This is a genomic window from Arthrobacter sp. SD1074B (assembly GCF_056780195.1).
The window spans coordinates 2,735,888-2,753,842 of the sequence record NZ_JBRAZT010000001.1 but is presented as its reverse complement, the minus strand read 5'-3'; the positions used below and the strand labels follow the sequence as shown (position 1 = coordinate 2,753,842).

The 17,955-nt window shown below is 68.0% G+C and carries 10 protein-coding genes; 8 read left to right on the top strand and 2 right to left on the bottom strand.

Annotated features, from left to right (window positions below):
• The first annotated feature begins 20 nt into the window (after positions 1-20).
• Positions 21-4,886: an NAD-glutamate dehydrogenase gene (locus ACUYM2_RS12760; protein WP_481600391.1), complete on the top strand. Its 4,866-nt coding sequence runs from the start codon at positions 21-23 to the stop codon at positions 4,884-4,886.
• A 34-nt stretch (positions 4,887-4,920) separates the two neighbouring features.
• Positions 4,921-6,390: a sensor histidine kinase gene (locus ACUYM2_RS12755; protein WP_481600390.1), complete on the top strand. Its 1,470-nt coding sequence runs from the start codon at positions 4,921-4,923 to the stop codon at positions 6,388-6,390.
• Positions 6,391-6,498: 108 nt separating this feature from the next.
• On the opposite strand, the gene ACUYM2_RS12750 is transcribed toward ACUYM2_RS12755, so the two are convergent.
• Positions 6,499-6,747, bottom strand: coding sequence for a WhiB family transcriptional regulator (locus ACUYM2_RS12750; RefSeq protein WP_003804966.1), 249 nt, complete (start codon positions 6,745-6,747; stop codon positions 6,499-6,501).
• Between the two features lie 239 nt (positions 6,748-6,986).
• Between ACUYM2_RS12750 and ACUYM2_RS12745 the strand changes: the two genes are divergently transcribed.
• A complete protein-coding gene (locus tag ACUYM2_RS12745) occupies positions 6,987-7,454 on the top strand; it encodes a hypothetical protein (RefSeq protein ID WP_481600389.1) in 468 nt (155 codons plus the stop codon).
• Here ACUYM2_RS12745 and ACUYM2_RS12740 read toward each other — a convergent pair.
• On the bottom strand, positions 7,451-11,491 hold the full coding sequence (locus ACUYM2_RS12740; RefSeq protein WP_481600388.1) for an FtsK/SpoIIIE domain-containing protein: 4,041 nt from the start codon (positions 11,489-11,491) through the stop codon (positions 7,451-7,453). The two genes, ACUYM2_RS12745 and ACUYM2_RS12740, sit on opposite strands and share 4 nt — an antisense overlap.
• A 238-nt stretch (positions 11,492-11,729) precedes the next feature.
• On the opposite strand from ACUYM2_RS12740, the gene glf reads away from it, so the two are divergent.
• The 5 genes from glf (at position 11,730) to ACUYM2_RS12715 (ending at position 17,926) form a co-directional block, all read left to right on the top strand.
• Positions 11,730-12,917, top strand: coding sequence for a UDP-galactopyranose mutase (glf, locus tag ACUYM2_RS12735; RefSeq protein WP_481600387.1), 1,188 nt, complete (start codon positions 11,730-11,732; stop codon positions 12,915-12,917).
• A 119-nt stretch (positions 12,918-13,036) separates the two neighbouring features.
• Positions 13,037-14,935: a glycosyltransferase gene (locus ACUYM2_RS12730; RefSeq protein ID WP_481601486.1), complete on the top strand. Its 1,899-nt coding sequence runs from the start codon at positions 13,037-13,039 to the stop codon at positions 14,933-14,935.
• Complete coding sequence (locus ACUYM2_RS12725) at positions 14,932-15,810, top strand: ABC transporter permease (protein ID WP_481600386.1); 879 nt, start codon at positions 14,932-14,934, stop codon at positions 15,808-15,810. Before ACUYM2_RS12730 ends, ACUYM2_RS12725 begins: the two co-directional genes overlap by 4 nt.
• Entirely contained in the window at positions 15,810-16,535 is a 726-nt protein-coding gene (locus ACUYM2_RS12720; protein WP_479783632.1) for an ABC transporter ATP-binding protein, read from the top strand. The genes ACUYM2_RS12725 and ACUYM2_RS12720 overlap by 1 nt, the downstream gene beginning before the upstream one ends.
• 101 nt (positions 16,536-16,636) lie before the next feature.
• Entirely contained in the window at positions 16,637-17,926 is a 1,290-nt protein-coding gene (locus ACUYM2_RS12715; protein WP_481600385.1) for a nucleotide sugar dehydrogenase, read from the top strand.
• Positions 17,927-17,955: the final 29 nt, after the last annotated feature.

Here is a 17,955-nt window from a genome sequence, read left to right as displayed (position 1 = left end):
CTTGATGGAGGCGTTTGTCGATGTCGTCTGGGTCCAGCGTGGAGGATCAACCCGTTTCGATCGGTGCCGGTGAAGGGTACTTCGCGGACTACTACGAACATCTCGCCGAGGAGGACGCCCGCGCCTACGGCGAAGACGTCCTGACCGCCCGGTCCCAGACGCACCTGCAGGCGGCCGCCGCCCGCCAGCCCGGCGTGGCGAACATTTCCATCTCCGATGAGGCCGAGTCCAGCGTCGTCTACATCGTCACCGACGACATGCCCTTCCTGGTGGACTCCGTCAACGCCGAACTCGTCCGGCAGAAGTCCCCGATCCACCTGGTGATTCACCCCCTCTTCGTCGTCACCCGCAACCGCACGACCGGCCAGCTGGTCAAGGTCGCCCGGGTGCCCTCGCACCTGGGGATCTCCAGCGGCGACACGGCAGCGATGCCCAACCTCTCGCACCTGATCGCGCAGGGCGACAACGCCTCGCACATGGAGTCCTGGATCGCGGTCGAAATCGACCGGGTCGACGACGCAAAGCGCGCAGAGCTGACCGAGGGCCTCACCCGGGTGCTCGGCGACGTCCGGGCGGCGGTCGAGGATTGGCCGAAGATGCGCAACAAGGCGCACGAGATCTCCGACGACCTGGACAAGGTGGCCGACTCCGCCCAGATCGCAGAACTCCGCCAGGCGCAGGAGCTGCTCCGCTGGCTCGACGACGGAAACTTCACCTTCCTGGGCTACCGCGAGTACGACCTGCTGAACGAATCCGGCGAGGACGTGCTGGAACTGCGGGAAGGCAGCGGCCTCGGCCTGCTGCGTAACGGCGCCGACACCCGCCACCAGATCCAGCACTTGACCGAAACCGGCCGCAAAAAGGCGCGCGAGAAGCGGGCCCTGGTCATCACGAAGGCCAACTCCCGCTCCACGGTGCACCGCTCGGCATACCTGGACTACATCGGCGTCAAGAGCTTCGACGCCTCCGGGAACGTCAACGGCGAACGGCGCTTCATCGGCCTCTTCGCCACGACTGCCTACGCCGGCTCCGTCCGGGACATCCCGGTGGTCCGCGAGAAGGTCGACGCGGTGCTGCGCGATGCCGGGTTCCCGCCGGACTCGCACTCAGGCAAGGACCTGCTCGGCATCCTCGAGACCTACCCGCGCGATGAGCTCTTCCAGATCGAAGTCCCCGACCTTGCCGCCATCACCACCGGCATCCAGCGGCTGCAGGAGCGCCGCCGGACCCGGTTGTTCCTCCGCCCGGACATCTACGGCCGGTTCATGTCCGCCCTGGTGTACCTTCCCCGCGACCGGTACACCACCAATGTCCGGCTGCGGATCGAGAAGGAGCTGCGGAAGACCTTCGACGCGGTCTCCATCGACTATGAGGCGCGGATGACCGAATCCGCCCTGGCCCGGCTTTTCTTCCGCATCCGGCTGCCCAAGGACGCCGACGTCAGCCACGTGAACAGCGACGAGCTGGAGAAGCGCCTTGTCCGCGCCGCGCGCTCCTGGAGCGAAGGCATCGGTGAGGTCCTGCGTGCCCGCGCCGGCGCCGACGGTGAAAACGGCGCCAAGGAACTCGCCGCCGTGTGGGCCGAGGCGTTCCCTGCAAGCTACCGTGTCGACTACGAGGTCGAAGACGCGCTGGAGGACATCGCCCGCTTCGAGAAGTACGGCGCCGCCGCCGAGCGCGCCGGCGGCGCCGCCGGGGAGCAGCCCGGCGTGCACGTCTACCTGCCCGCCGGCGCGGGCGCCACGCTCGAGGAGGATGCCCGGGTCAAGCTCTACATGCTCGAGCCCAAGAGCCTGAGCCAGATCCTGCCCTACTTCCACAACCTGGGCCTTGAGGTCCTGGACGAACGTCCCTTCGAGATCGAAACCTCGGACCACCGGGACTTCTTCCTCTACGACCTCGGCCTCAAGTACCCGGCCGGCGTGGACCCGGTCCGCACCGGTGCCCTGCTGGGCGAGTCGTTCGCGGCGGCTGTCTCCGGCGCCGTAGAGTCGGACAGCTTCGACCGCCTGGTGCTGCGTGAAGGCATGCACTCGCGCCAGGTCATCGTGCTGCGCGCTTACGCCAAATACATGAGGCAGATGGGCAACACCAACTCCTTCGAGTTCATGGCGGACACACTACTGGCGAACCCGGACGTGGCCCGCGGGTTGAACGCCCTTTTTGCCGCCCGCTTCGACCCCGCTGTGGCGCCCGAGGACCGCGAACAGCGACAGGCCGAAGTCCGCGCCGGTCTCGACACGTCCATCGAACAGGTGGCCACCCTCGACGCCGACCGGGTGCTGCGCACGTTCAAGAACCTGATCCAGGCCACGCTGCGGACCAACTTCTACCAGAACAAGACGCACGTCAGCTTCAAACTTGATCCCTCCGGCATTGACGGCCTGCCCTTCCCGCGGCCGATGTTCGAGATCTGGGTTTACTCTCCCCGCGTTGAGGGTGTGCACCTGCGCTTTGGCAAGGTGGCACGCGGCGGACTCCGCTGGTCGGACCGACGGGAGGATTTCCGCACCGAAATCCTGGGCCTGGTCAAGGCCCAGACCGTCAAGAACGCCGTGATTGTTCCCACCGGCGCCAAGGGCGGGTTCTACGCCAAGCAGCTTCCGGATCCCGCGGCGGACCGCGGCGCCTGGATGGCCGAGGGCATCGAGAGCTATAAGACCTTCATCCGCGGCCTGCTGGACATCACCGACAACCTCGTCACCACGCCGGAGGGCGAGACGCTGGTGCCCCCGGCCGACGTTGTCCGGCACGACGACGACGATTCCTACCTTGTCGTCGCGGCGGACAAGGGAACCGCCTCGTTTTCCGACATCGCCAACGGCCTCGCCGCCGAATACGGCTTCTGGCTCGGCGACGCTTTTGCGTCCGGCGGTTCCGTCGGCTACGACCACAAGGCCATGGGCATCACCGCCCGCGGCGCGTGGGAATCGGTCAAGCGCCACTTCAGCGAGCTGGACCTTGACACGCAGACCGAACCGTTCACGGTCGTCGGCGTCGGCGACATGTCCGGTGACGTCTTCGGCAACGGCATGCTGCTCTCGCGGCACATCCGGCTGCTCGCGGCATTCGACCACCGGCACATCTTCCTGGACCCGAACCCGGACGAGGCGGCCTCCTTCACGGAACGCCAGCGGCTCTTCGAGCTTCCCCGCTCCTCCTGGGACGACTACGACAAGTCGCTGATCAGCGAAGGCGGCGGCGTCTTCGCCCGCCAGGCCAAGTCTATTCCCGTCTCCGCACAGGTCCGGGCGGCGCTGGGGCTGCCGGAGGGCACTACCCGGCTCAGCCCGCCGGAACTGCTTCGTGCGATCCTGCTGGCCCCGGCCGACCTGCTCTACAACGGCGGCATCGGCACCTACGTGAAGGCGAGCACGGAGAGCAACGCCGAGGTCGGCGACAAGGCCAACGACTCCATCCGCGTCGACGGCCGGGAGCTGCGCGTGAAGGTGGTCGGCGAGGGCGGCAACCTCGGCATGACCCAGCGCGGCCGGATCGAGGCGGCGCTGCAGGGCGTCATCCTCAACACGGACGCGATCGACAACTCGGCGGGCGTGGACTGCTCCGACCACGAGGTCAACATCAAGATCTTCGTGGACCGGATGGTGGCCGCCGGCAAACTGGATCCGGCCGAGCGCGCGGAGTTCCTTTCCTCGATGACGGACGAAGTGGGCCGGCTGGTGCTCGAGGACAACATCGACCAGAACATCCTGCTGCTCAACGACCGGATGCGGGTGGCCGAATGGAGCCCCAGCTACGAGCGGCTCATGGACTGGCTGGAAAAGTCCGCCGACCTCAATCGCGACCTGGAAGCACTCCCCACCACCGAGACCCTGCGCGAACGCCTCGAGCAGGGCCAGGGGCTGACCTCGCCGGAACTCTCCGTCCTGGCCGCCTACGCCAAAATCGAACTCGCGACGTCGCTGCGCGACAGCGACCTCGCGGAGGACCCGTGGTTCCGCGAAACGCTCCGCGCCTACTTCCCGAAGCAGCTGCGGGAACGTTTCGACGCCGAACTGGACACCCACCCGCTGCGCCGGGAAATCATCGCGACCGTCGTGGCGAACGACATGATCAACCTGGGCGGCATCACGTTCGCGTTCCGCGCCATGGAGGAAACGTCAGCCACTGAGTCCGCCGTCGCCAAGGCCTTCGTCGCCCTCCGCGAGGTCTACGAGCTGGACATCATGGTGGCCGAGCTTAACGAGCTGCCGGCGTCATTCCCGACCGAGCACTGGAGCACCGTCCACCTGGACATCCGCAGGCTCCTGGACCGTGCGGTCCGCTGGATTCTCAGCCAGGGCAACGCCGCACGGCCGATCGCCGAGATCGTGGCCGAATTCAAGCCTCTGATGGATCCGATGCGGGCACGGCTGCTGGACTACCTGCGCGGCGACGACCGCGAACGGGTGTCGCAGTGGCTCGAGAAGGCCCGGAGCTGGGAGCTCCCCGAGGACCTGGCGCACCGCTGGGCCGAGCTGTTCGAAAGCTTCGTTTTGCTGGACATCGCCAAGATCGTTCACGTCAGCTCCGAGCCGGTGGAGAAGATCGCCCATGTCTACTACACGGTCTTCAACCGATTCCACGCCGATTCGCTGCTGGAACGCATCACCAAGCTGCCCCGGAAGGACCGCTGGCAGGCTCTGGCCCGTGCGGCCCTGCGTGATGACCTGTACTCGACCGTCTCGGACATGACGACGGCGGTCCTGGAGGCGACGCCGTCGGACCTGTCGGCGGAAGAACGGCTCGTGGCCTGGGAAAGCCAGAATGTGGAGCAGCTGGGACGGGCGAAGAGCATGTTCGACGAGGTAAACGCGCTCGAGGCCGATGACATGGCCTCACTCTCGGTAGCATTGAGGCTCTTGAGGTCAATCGTCCGACGCTAGGGTCTGCCGGCCCCGCGTCGCAAATGGAGGTGCAGTGGCAATCTTTACGGACCCTATCAGGGAGCATGCTGATTTCGGGCCGGGGGATGCCGAGTGGCTGCACCTGCTCGTGGGGGACTGGCAGATGGTCGCCGACCTGGCCTTTGCCGACCTCGCCTTGTGGTTTCCGCACCCCGAGCTCGGCTACGTGGCGCTGGCCCACGTCCGCCCCTCCACCACGCACACGGTGTTCCATGCCGACTTCGTGGGGGAGGGGATCCGCTCGGACCTGTTGCGCCTCGTGAACAAGGCCTGGGAAAGCCGCACTATCGAACGCTCCAACGAGACCAACTGGAACAGCGACATGGCGATGCGGGTCGAGGCCGTGCCGATGGTCCGCAACGGCCGGACCCTCGCGGTCGTGACCTCGCACATGGACCTCTCCAGCTCGCGGATGCCCTCCCGGCTGGAACTGACTTACCGGCAGTGCGCCTACGACCTGCTGCGGATGGGCACCCTGGGACTCTGGCCGGATTTTGCCTCGCCCACCGGATCGCGCCGCGGCGCGCCGCGCGTCGGCGACGGCCTGATCCGGCTCGACGCCGAAGGGATCGTGCAGTACGCGAGCCCCAACGGCGTCTCCGCGTTCCGGCGGCTCGGCGACGGCGAATCGCTGGAGGGCCGGTCACTGGCTGAAGTCACGGCCGGCCTGCTGCGGGACCGCCGGATGGTGGACGAGACGCTGCCGCTGGTGGTCACCGGACGCATGCCGTGGCGCAGCGAGATCGAATCCCGCGGGGTGAGCCTCTCGCTCCGCGCGATTCCGCTGCGGGACGAACAACAGCGCTTCGGGGCGCTCGTCCTGTGCCGCGATGTCTCAGAACTGCGCCGGCGGGAAATGGAGCTGGTCACCAAGGACGCCACCATCCGCGAGATCCACCACCGCGTCAAGAACAACCTGCAGACCGTGGCGGCGCTGCTGCGCATGCAGTCCCGCCGGATGGTCAGCGACGAGGCCAAGCAGGGGCTAGAACAGGCCATGCGCCGGGTGGCGACGATCGCGCTGGTCCACGAAACGCTCTCGCAGGGCCTGACCCAGAGCGTCGACTTCGACGAGCTGATCGGACGCCAGTTCCGCCTGTCCGCCGAGGTCGCCTCGCCCTCCCAGCAGGTAAAGACCCAGCGCTCCGGATTGTTCGGCGAATTGCCCAGCGACTTCGCGACGCCGCTGGCCCTGGTGATCAATGAACTCGTGACCAACGCCGTCGAACACGGGCTTGAGGGCAGGGCCGGGACGGTCTGGCTGCTTGCCGACCGTTCCGAAAGCGAAGACGGGGACGAACTGCTCACCGTGACGGTGGCGGACGACGGCGTCGGGCTGCCGGCCGGGTCCTACACCGAAGGCCTGGGGCTGCAGATCGTCCGGACCCTGGTCACGAGCGAACTCGGCGGGAGCATCCAGTGGAAGCCGCGCGAGGGCGGCGGAACTGCGGTGCAGGTAGTCCTCAGCCTCGCCACGCGCTGAGCGGCCCCGACCCAAACGCGCGGGCTAAGGCAAAACCACAGGCAGAAGCAAAGGCCCCGGACCAATCGGTCCGGGGCCTTTGCTGACGGCTTGCCCGACGGCGTGGAATCAGGAAGCGCGGCGGGCGCGGGCCGCGCGGCGCTTCAGGGCACGGCGTTCGTCTTCGCTCATGCCGCCCCAGACGCCTGCGTCCTGGCCCGATTCGAGGGCCCACTGCAGGCAGGTGTCCACAACGGGGCAGCGCCGACAGACGCTCTTAGCTTCCTCGATCTGCAGGAGGGCGGGGCCGGTGTTTCCGACGGGGAAAAACAGCTCCGGGTCCTTGTCAAGGCACGCTGCGCGGTTACGCCAATCCATGCTGATCAGTAACTCCATTCCTGGGAATTCGTTAAATGCCTCTTGTGAAATTATTCACTAGAGGCTTCATAAGAAAGGGGCCCTGTGGGCCCCCTCGGTCATCTGGATTAAGCGTGTCATGTTAACGCTGTGTAAACAAGGGGTATTTACCGTACAAATGCCGCCAAATCGTGAGCGATGCATCACATTGGCTGGCGGTACCCCCACATCTGCACGACTATGTCCGGTAGGGTGCCAGTGTGTCAAGACCCCCAGTAAACCCCGCCCAGCCCGCTGAGCCCCGGCCCGGCGAACCGGGGCCCGCTCCCGCCGCGAGGCCCGCCGGAATCACCGTCATCGCCATCGTCACGGCGCTGGAGGCGGCGGCGCTGCTGGTGGCCGCCGGGTGGTACGGTTTCCAGCTGCTGACCGGAGCTCCCGTTCTGTCCTTCTGGGGCGCGGTCTTCACCCTGGGGCTCCTGCTGGCATTCTCCGCCTGGCTTTTCGCCGTCAGTTACTTCCTCTTCCGCGGCTACCGCTGGCCGAGGGCCGGGGCGCTGGTGGCCCAGCTGTTCATGCTCACCATCGGCTTCCCGACGTTGACGGGCGGCTACCCCGCGGCGGGGCTGGCCATGCTGCTGCCTGCGGCCCTGGCAATCGTGCTGCTGTTCGACAAGCGCGTTATTGCCTTCGCCTCCCGGCCGGGCGGCTCAAGCCGCGCCCTCTAGCGCATCCGGTCTTCGGAACCGCGTTGCGCCGGCGGCACTTCGATCGCCAGCTGCACGGCCGAAGGCAGGCCGTTGACCACAACGACGGCCCGGCCGGGCGGCGGGCTGTGCTCCGGCTCGAACCGGATGCCGAAAAGATCCGCGTCGGCCGCGGCGCGGGGGGCGATCAGGATCCCACAGCCCTCGCCGCGGACCTGGAGGGTCAGCGGCACCCGCTGCTGGATCATCCGCCGGAAGCCAGCGGTCAGCACCACAGTCCAGCCAAGGCCGTTGAGCTCCGCCAGCCGCATATTGGCGTCCATGCCCACGAGGTCCAAGTCATCGGCCAGCGCGATGGCACCCCGGTCGAGCTCCCCGGCCCGAGCCCGCGCCAGCACCGCGGACCAGTAATCCTCCGGCCCGGCTCCAGGCCCGGGACGCAACCATTCGACCCAAGGGTTCAGTCCCGGCAGGGCCCGAAGCAGGGAGCTCTTGCCCGCACCGGGTCCGCCAAGCACGGCCAGGACGTTGCCCGGCGGCAGCGGGACGCCGGCCGGGACGAGTTCATCCCCGCCCACCCCGAGCCACAGCCGGGAGGGGCGGGCCGGCGGCGCGGGAGGCTGCGGCCCGATCCGGGCCCGGACCTCGGCCACGGTCACGACGGCGGGAAGCGGCTCAACCCGGAACGGCCGAACGGTCAGGGGTCCGGTGGTGCACGGCCGGAGCCCTGTTTCGGGCGGCTCGTACAGCTGGGCGGCGTGCGGAGTGGCTTCGGCGAAGGGGCCGGCTACGGCGACCCTGCCGGGCACGGCCGGAAGTTCCGGCAACCGGGGCCAGCTGTGCCGGCTTTCCTCGGTCGATCCGGCCGGAAAGAAGATCCGGTTGGGAAGCGCCGCGAAAAACCTTGCCGTCACAAGTTCGCGCCCGCCGGCGACGATGGCGGTCACGCCCGCCCCGGCGCCGTCACGGATGATGTCATTGACGAGGTCCTCGGCCCACGCCAGGGGCCCGGAGCGGAAGGCCGATACCCACGACCCCCAGTGGTTCAGCACGAGAACCAGGGGAAAGGCAGGCGCCGCCCCCGGCGCGGCCAGCCGGCTCCGCGCTTCCCCGGCCAGCCGCTCCAGCACCCGGACAGCGCGGCGCAGCTCATCGGCACCCGCCCACGCACCGACCCGGGGCGAGCCTGCCGCGCCGCGCAGGGAGCCGTCGGCGTCGAGGATGTACAGATGGGCTTCAAGGTCGTCACCCAGCAGCTGTTCCACAACCAGCCGGCAGGCCGCTGCCGGCCCGCTGGACGTCCCGCCGCGGGCGTCGCCGATGAGGGCAAGGTGGCCATGACCGCCCGCGTGCCAGCGAAGCTGGCGGACATGCTGTTGTTCCGGCACGTCCACCAGCCCCAGCAGCACGCCCGGCCCGTCCGCCGTGGCGGCGGAGCCGGCACCACGCCGGGGAAACGGCAACCGCCCGGGCAGCGGCGCGGCGACCGGGCGCCGGGGGAGGGCACCGCCACGCCCGGACCACAGCCCTGACGTCAGCCGGACCAGCGGAGCCGCGGCCTGGGCGGGGGTGGGCAGGACGCGCGGGCCCGTTCCGGTCCGGCGGGCTGCGGGCCTCCGGTCCAGCAGGGCCGCGGCCGTCGTGACGGTCACGGCCAAGCCGGCGGCAGGCTGCGCGGCTCCCAGGGCAGCGGTCTGGAATTCCTCGGGTGCAGCGCTGCCGCGCAGCAGGTAGGCGCGCCCCGGCCTGTCCAGCGGAATGGCCGCGGCGAGCCGGGAGTTCATGACGTCCGCGGACTCCAGCTCCGACTGGACCCGCAGCACGACGCTGCTGGTGACGTTGGCCCGGATGTCCGCCGACAGTGCCCCCTGGGCGCGCTGGGTGGCCATCACGAGGTGGATTCCCAGCGACCGTCCGATGGCCGCGATCCGCATGAGTTCCCGCAACGCGGAGGGCGCCTCCTCGACCAGCATCCGGAACTCGTCGATAACGAGGACCAAGCGGGGCAGCGCCGGCAGCCCGGAGGCTGGTGCCGGGTAGGCGGCCAGATCGGGGACGCCGGCAGCGGCGAGCAGTTCCTCGCGGTGCCGGACTTCCGCGCGCAGCGACGCCAGGCTGCGCTCCACCTCGTGGCTGGCCAGGTCGGTCAGCATGCCGACGCAATGCGGCAGGCCGGTCAGCGGTCCGAGCCCGGAGCCGCCCTTGAAGTCCACGAAGAGCAGGTTGACGAGGTCAGGCGGGTAGCTGGCCGCCAGCCCGGCCACGAGGGTGCGCAGGAACTCCGACTTTCCGGATCCGGTGGTCCCGGCCACCAACAGGTGCGGCCCGTCCGCCACCAGGTCCAGGTGGAGCGGCCCCGTTGCCGCCCGGCCGACCGGAACAGGCAGTCCCCACCTCGGCCTGCCGTCGGCCGCGGACCAGCACCGTTCCACCGCGCCGGCAGAGAGCGGCAGGAGCTCACTCAGCCGGCACGCGTCCGGAACGCGTCCTGATCCTGCGTCCGGCCGGGGTTCCGTCCCGCCCGCACTCCGGCAGAACCGGTCAAACACCTCCGCCGGGACAAGATCGGCGGTGAAGACGGTCCGTGCGGTGCCGGTGGTGAGCACGGCCCCGCGCCCGCCCAGCACGACCGTCTGGCCGGGTCCGGTGTGCCCGGAGGCACTGAAATCGAGTACCTGCCAGCCGCGCCCTGCCGCCGCAGCGCAGAGCCCGGCGGCGTTGTCCGCCCCGGCCAGCACGATCAGCACGCCACGGTCCCAGCCCGGGCCGGGGCCGGCGGCAAGTTCCGCTGCGGTCAGTGACCCGCTCGCCGACAGGGACACCTGTGCCAGGAAACGCGCCGCGAGCGGCAGCGACCGGCCGGGACCGTGCAACAGAATCCGCGTCCGGCTCGCCCGGGGGTAGCTCGCCAGCTGCATGACCAGAAACCGGACCAGCCCGGCGCGGGATTCTTCCGGGCCGCGGAAACCGGCCGGCGCCGCGGGGTCCAGGCACACCGGAACCGGTCCCACGGAAGGGGCCTGGAATCCGGGGTCGTACGGATCCAGGCTGATTCTCGCGGAGTCCCGGGCGAGGCCAAGCCGCAACCAGACGGGTCCGGCGCCGGGTCCGTCCTGGCCCGCAATGGAGTCCGGAGTCCGCGCGTCGATGGCGAGTTCCGCGGCGGACGGGGCGGCCCGCCGGCGCCGGCCGCGGTCTTCCTCGACGGCGGCGGCGATGGCGGCCTTCAGCACGCGCCGCCGCCTCCGGCCGGACAGTGCCGGTACCAGGACCGAGACCGCGGACAGGGCCGAGAAGGCCAGGAACATCCACAGCCCCGTGCCGACGGCCAGGGCGATGCCCGCAGCCAGAGGGAGCGCAGCGGTCAGCACCAGTGCGGCGCGGTTGGCGGAACCCGGATTCGGGATCCGCAGCGGCTCCGAGGTGTCACAGCCGGCATCGGGCCACCCGGGACCCGCCGCGGCGCCGGGGGCCGCGCGGCCGCCGCGGAACACCAGGCCGAGGGTCGACTGGCCGCAGCCGATGACAGAGTCGCTGGAAACCCGCACGCTCGTCACCGGCTTGCCGTCGACTGAGGTGCCGTTGGCGCTGCCCAGATCAACCAGGGTGACTCCCGAATCGGTCACCTCCAGCAGCGCGTGCGCGCGGGAAAGCTCCGGGTCGGGAAGGACCAGCTCCGTCCCGCCCCGGCCCACGCGGTAGCTTCCGCGGCGCAGCGGCAGCAGCGTCCCCGCCCGCGGTCCGCTCAGCACAGCCAGCAGGAGGGCATCGCCGCCGGGGGCCGCGCCGGCAGCGATGCCGTCCACCAGGACGGCGCCGCTGACCAGCGGGGCTTCCCCGGCGGCCAGCGTGCCCAGCGGTACGCCGTCCACCGTCAGCCCGGTGGTGCCGAACTGCCGGGCCACTGCTGCCTCCAGCTCGGTTCCCGGGCAGCCGGCCGGCAGCTCGACGGACAACTCAACCGGGTCCGCCGGGACCCCTGGCGCCGCGCCGGGCCCACGGACCAGGGTGCAGTGCAGCAACACCGGGGACTCCCATCCGTAAAGACGTGTATCCACCACACGCTAGGGATCAACGAGGCGTCGGCGGCAACAAAGTCCGGCCATGTGGATAACGCCCGGCGGTGGAAAAGTGCCGCCGCCGCAGCGGGAAGACCGGGCGCAACGCGCGAGCGGGGACCGCTTGCGGCGCACGGCCCCGGGCGCCGCGATTCGTGGCTCCGGCATAACGCTCGGTAGTCTAGAGCAGCAGACGATGCACAACGTTGCGCTGCCCGCATTCGAACCAGGAGATTTTGTGACCGCTGACCTCGTCATCGTAGGGTCGGGCTTTTTCGGCCTGACAATCGCAGAACAGGCCGCCACCGAGCTGGGCTTGAAGGTCGTCGTCATCGACCGCCGCCACCACATCGGCGGCAATGCCTACAGCGAAAAGGAGGAGCAGACCGGGATCGAAATCCACCGGTACGGTGCCCACCTCTTCCACACCTCCAACGACCGCGTGTGGGAGTATGTCAACCGCTTCACGACGTTCACGAACTACGTGCACAAGGTCTACGGCGTCCACAAGGGCGAGGTTTACTCCCTCCCCATCAACTTGGCCACCATTAACCAGTTCTTCCGCGCGAACCTGACCCCCGGCCAGGCCCAGGACCTGATCAAGGAACAGGCCGGGGAGCTGGCGGGCACCGACCCGCAGAACCTCAACGACAAAGGCATCCAGCTTATTGGCCGCCCGCTCTACGAGGCGTTCATCAAGCACTACACGGGCAAGCAGTGGCAGACGGATCCCAAGGACCTGCCCGCCGGCATCATTTCCCGACTCCCGGTGCGCTACAACTACGACAACCGCTACTTCAACGACAAGTACGAGGGCCTGCCGACCAACGGCTACACCGCGTGGATCGAGAAGATGGCGGAGCACCCGAACATCGAAGTCCGGCTCAACACCGACTTCTTCGACGAGTCGCACGAGTACAGCAAGGACAAGGTCGTAGGCAACATCCCCGTCGTCTACACCGGACCGGTGGACCGCTACTTCGACTACGCCGAGGGCGACCTCTCCTGGCGCACCATCGACTTCGAGGAGGAAGTGCTCGACGTCGGGGACTTCCAGGGAACCTCGGTGGTCAACTACAACGACGCCGACGTCGCCTACACGCGCATCATCGAGCCGCGCCACTTCCACCCCGAGCGGGACTACCAGACGGAGAAGACCGTCATAATGCGCGAGTTCTCCCGTGCGGCGGAAAAGGGCGATGAGCCCTATTACCCGATCAACACCCCGGCGGACCGCGAACGCCTGCTCAAGTACCGCGACCTCGCGGCCGCCGAGCAGGACGTGCTGTTCGGCGGGCGCCTCGGCACCTACAAGTACCTGGACATGCACATGGCCATCGGCTCAGCCCTGACCATGTTCGAGAACAAGATCCGCCCGCATTTCGAGGGTGGCGCCAAGATTGAAAGCGGAGGGGTGGACGCGTGAGCGTAGGCCAGCAGGACAATCAGACCGTGACCGCCGGGCCGGGCACCGACGCCGCCTGGCACACCATCCAGCGTGTGATCCTTCCGGGCGAGCGGGGACACGAGACCCTCCCGCTCTACATGGACTCCGGTGTGGTGAGCAGTTCCACCGACATCTCGGCGGAACTGTCCGGGTTCGGCCGTTCCAAGACCCCGGTGAAGCTCCTCGACCCGGCCCGGATGGCGCACGCGGATGACATCACCTCGCGGACCAGCGCCTCGGTGCGGGCCGGCGAGCGCATCTCCTTCGCCACCTACTTCAATGCCTTCGCAGCGAGCTACTGGCGCCGCTGGACCACGGTGGAAGAGGTCCGCCTCCAGGTCCGGACGTCCGGGCGGGGCACCGTCAGCATCTACCGCTCCAACGCCCGCGGCTCGCTGCAGCACGTCGAGACCACCAGGGTCGACGGCGAAGCGGAGACAGAGTTCGTCCTGTCGCTGGCCCCCTTCGGCGACGGCGGCTGGTACTGGTTCGACGTCACCGCCGGAACCGAGGACATGGAGTTCGTCGGTGCCGAATGGCAGACCCAGGCCGTGCGGCGGCAGACCGGATTGATCACGCTTGAAATCACGACGCTGAACAAGACCGCCTACTGCATCAACAACCTCCGCATCCTCGGGCAGCACCCCGAGGCCTTGGAGCACGTCAAGGAAGTCATCGTTGTCGACCAGGGCACCGACAAGGTGGCGGAAGCCGAGGGCTTCGCCGAGGTTGAGAGTGCGCTCGGCGGCAAGCTGCGCATCATCGACCAGAACAACCTGGGCGGATCCGGCGGCTTCGCCCGCGGGATGTACGAGGCGGTCGAGAACGGCAGTGACTACGTCCTGCTGCTCGACGACGACGTCGTCATCGAGGCCGAGAGCCTCATCCGGCTCGGCACCTTCGCCGACTACTGCAAGAAGCCCACCCTCGTCGGCGGCCACATGTTCGACCTGCACGACCGCAACGTGCTGCACACCCTGGGCGAGGTCGTCAACCCTTACCTGATCGGCCCGGCCGAACCCAACCCCAGCCAGGAGATGCGCCACAACTTCGCGCAGCGGAACCTGCGGGACACGCCGTGGATGCACCGCCGCGTCGACGTCGACTACAACGGCTGGTGGATGTGCCTGATCCCCACCGCGGTGATCCGTGAGATCGGCCTGTCGCTGCCCGTCTTCATCAAGTGGGATGACTCCGAATACGGTGTCCGTGCGAAGGCCGCCGGGTACAACACGGTGTCCCTGCCGGGTTCGGCTGTCTGGCACGTCTCGTGGATCGACAAGGACGACCTGGTCGGCTGGCAGGCCTACTTCCACACCCGGAACCGGTTCATCTACGCGCTGCTGCACAGCCCCTACGATTTTGGCGGCGGCCTGGTGGAGAACTCGATCAAGCTGGACCTCAAGCACAACATCTCCATGCAGTACTACACGCTGCAGGGCAGGATCGAGGCCATGAAGGATCTCTTGCAGGGACCCGGCAGCCTGCACAAGATGCTTCCGACCAAGCTCCCCGAAATCCGTGCCATGGCGCAGGAGTTCTCGGAAGCCCAGTTCAAGCCCAGCTTCGACGACTACCCGTCGGTGATGTCCACCAAGGTTCCCCGCCGCGGCAAGGGCGTCTCGGTGCCGTCCTACCTGGGGCTGCTGCCGTGGGTGGCAAAGACCGTGGTCCGGCACGTCGGTTTCCCGGTGTCGGACACGTCCAAGGCCCATCCCGAGACCATCGTGCCCCACCAGGACAACAAGTGGTGGCGGGTCTCCCAGTTCGACAGCGCCCTGGTATCCAACGCGGAGGGCAGCGCAGTGTCCTGGTACAAGCGCGATCCCCGCCGGGTGCGCGCCCTGCTGGCCGAAAGCGTCAAGGTGTACGGCGAGGTCCTGCGCCGGTGGCCGGCCCTCAAGCAGGAATACCGCGGCGCCCTTGCCGAGATCACCTCGATGGACGCGTGGAAGCAGACCTTCGACGCCAACAGCAAAGGCGACAGCAGCCGATGAGCGCCAGCACCCAGGAGCTCGTTGAGCCCGGCCTGGGCCGTGGCCTGGCCGACGTGGCCCGTTCGCGGTTCCTGCTCAAGCTGCTGGTCCGCAAGGAACTCAAGATCCGCTACCGGGGATCCGTCCTGGGCCTGCTCTGGTCCTACGTCAAGCCGGGCGTCCAGTTCATCGTCTTCTACATTGCGCTCGGGGTCTTCCTCGGGCTGGAGCGCAGCCCCCGGAATCCGGAAGGGCTGACGAACTACGCCGTCTACCTGTTCTCCGGCATCGTCCTGATCAACTTCTTCACTGAGGCCCTGGGGAATGCCGCCCGGTCGATCGTGTACAACGGCAACTTGATCAAGAAGATCTACCTGCCCCGCGAACTTTTCCCGGTGGCCTCGGTCTGGGTCTCGGCAGTGCACTTCTTCCCGCAACTGGTGGTGCTGGTAACGGCGTGCCTGTTCACGGGCTGGAAGCCGGACCTTTTCCAGCTGCTCTCGGCGGTCGGTGGATTCGCCATCGTCGCGCTGCTGGCCGCCGGACTCGGGCTGCTGTTCGGCGCCGCCAACGTCTACTTCAGGGATTCCGAGAACCTGGTCGACATGCTGCTGATGGTGGCCACCTGGGCGTCGCCGGTGATGTACGCGTGGTCCATGGTCGAGGCGAAGCTCGGCCCGGCCGCCTTCGCGGTCTACCAGGCCAATCCGATCACCGTCGGCGTCGAGCTCTTCCATTACGCCTTCTGGTACCCCACCACCGACGGTTCTTCACCTATGCCGCCGGACCTGCTCGGCCTCTGGTTCCCGGTCGGTCTCGTCGTGTCCGTCCTCGTCCTGGCGCTCGGCCAATTCACCTTTAGGCGGCTCGAAGGCCGTTTCGCCCAGGAGCTGTAGTGGTAAACGCGATTGAAGTGACCGATATCAGCAAGCAGTTTGTGCTCCGCCACACCCGCTCCATCAAGGAAGCCGTGGTGTGGCTCGCCAAGGGCAGGAAAGGCGATCTGACCAAGAAGTTCCACGCCCTCCGGAACGTCTCGCTGCATGTCCAGACCGGCGAAACCGTGGCGCTGCTCGGGTTGAACGGCTCCGGCAAATCCACGCTGCTCAAGCACATCTCCGGCGTGATGCTCCCGGACAGCGGGTCGGTGCGCACCCGGGGCCGGGTCGCCGGCCTGATCGAGGTCGGGGCCGGCTTCCATCCCGACCTCTCCGGCCGCGACAACGTGTACCTGAACGGAGCGATCCTGGGGATGACGGAGCAGGAGGTGAACGACCGCTTTGAGTCGATCGTGGAATTCGCGGAAATCGGCGAATTCATCGACACCGAGGTGAAGTTCTATTCGTCGGGCATGTACTTGCGCCTGGCGTTCTCCGTGGCCGTCCACACCGATCCGGAGGTCTTCCTCATCGACGAGATCCTGGCCGTGGGCGATGAGCCGTTCCAGCGCAAGTGCATCGACAAGATCCAGGAACTGGCCGAGCGCGGCAAGACGCTCGTCGTCGTCAGCCACGACCTGGACCTGGTCTCCCGGATCTGTGCCCGCGGTGTCCTGCTCGAGCACGGAAATGTATTGTTTGATGGGCCGATCCACGAGGCGGTCAGCCGGCTCCGCAACTAGCCGGCCGACCCCGCCAAAACGCCGCCGCCATGCGGCAGCGGCTAGGGTGGAGACAGTCCTTTGGCCCCGCCATCAGGTATGAGAGAAAAGGCACGAGAATCGTGAAGATTGCTGTAATTGCGTTGGGAAAGATCGGCCTGCCCTTGGCCGTCCAGTTTGCGTCCAAGGGTCATGAGGTCGTCGGAGTCGACGTAAACCGGCAGGTCGTCGACCTCATCAACGCCGGAACGGAGCCGTTTCCCGGCGAAGCCCACCTGCAGGAAAAGCTGTCCGAGCTGGTGCCCGCCGGCAAGCTCCGGGCGACCACCGATTACGCGGACGCCGTCCCCGGCGCCGACGTCGTCGTGCTCGTCGTCCCGCTGTTCGTCGACGCCGACGCGAACCCTGATTTCGGCTGGATGGACGCGGCCACCGCGGAACTGGCCAAGCACCTGACCCCCGGCACCCTGGTCTCCTACGAAACGACCCTCCCGGTCGGCACCACCCGCAGCCGCTGGAAGCCGGCCCTAGAAGCCGCCTCCGGCCTGGTCGAGGGCAAGGACTTCCACTTGGTGTTCTCGCCGGAGCGGGTGCTCACCGGCCGGGTGTTCGAGGACCTGCGCAAGTACCCCAAGCTGGTCGGCGGCCTCTCGCCGGCCGGCGCAGCCAAGGCCGTCGAGTTTTACCAGGCCGTGCTGGACTTCGACGAGCGCACGGACCTGGTCCGCCCGAACGGCGTGTGGGACCTGGGCTCCGCCGAAGCCTCAGAGCTGGCGAAGCTCGCCGAAACCACTTACCGGGACGTCAACATCGGGCTGGCCAACCAGTTCGCCCGCTTCGCCGCCACGGCCGGGATCGACATTTACCAGGTCATCGAGGCCGCCAATTCCCAGCCCTACAGCCACATCCACACGCCGGGAATCGCCGTCGGCGGACACTGCATCCCCGTCTACCCGCGGCTGTACCTCTGGAATGATCCGGAGGCCACCGTGGTGCGCGCCGCCCGCGCGGCCAACGCCGACATGCCGGCGTACACCATCGGCCTGCTTGAGGGCGCCTACGGCGACCTGGCCGGCGCCCGCGTGGTGGTGCTGGGCGCCGCCTACCGCGGCGGCGTAAAGGAAACGGCGTTCTCCGGTGTCTTTGACGCCGTCAAGGCGCTCGAATCCCGCGGCGCCACAGCGCTCGTCCACGACCCGTTGTACACCGACGAGGAACTCCAGAAGCTGGGTTTCCAGCCCTACCACCTGGGGGAGCCTGCCGACGCTGCCGTGGTCCAGGCCGACCACGCCGAGTACCGGACGCTGGGGCAGCAGGACCTCCCGGGCGTCCGCGTGTTCATCGACGGCCGCCGGGTGAGCAGCCCCGAGGCGTGGGACGGCGTCCAGTACCGCGTCATCGGCAAGGCATGACCCCGGCAGCCGCGCCGATCACTTCTTCC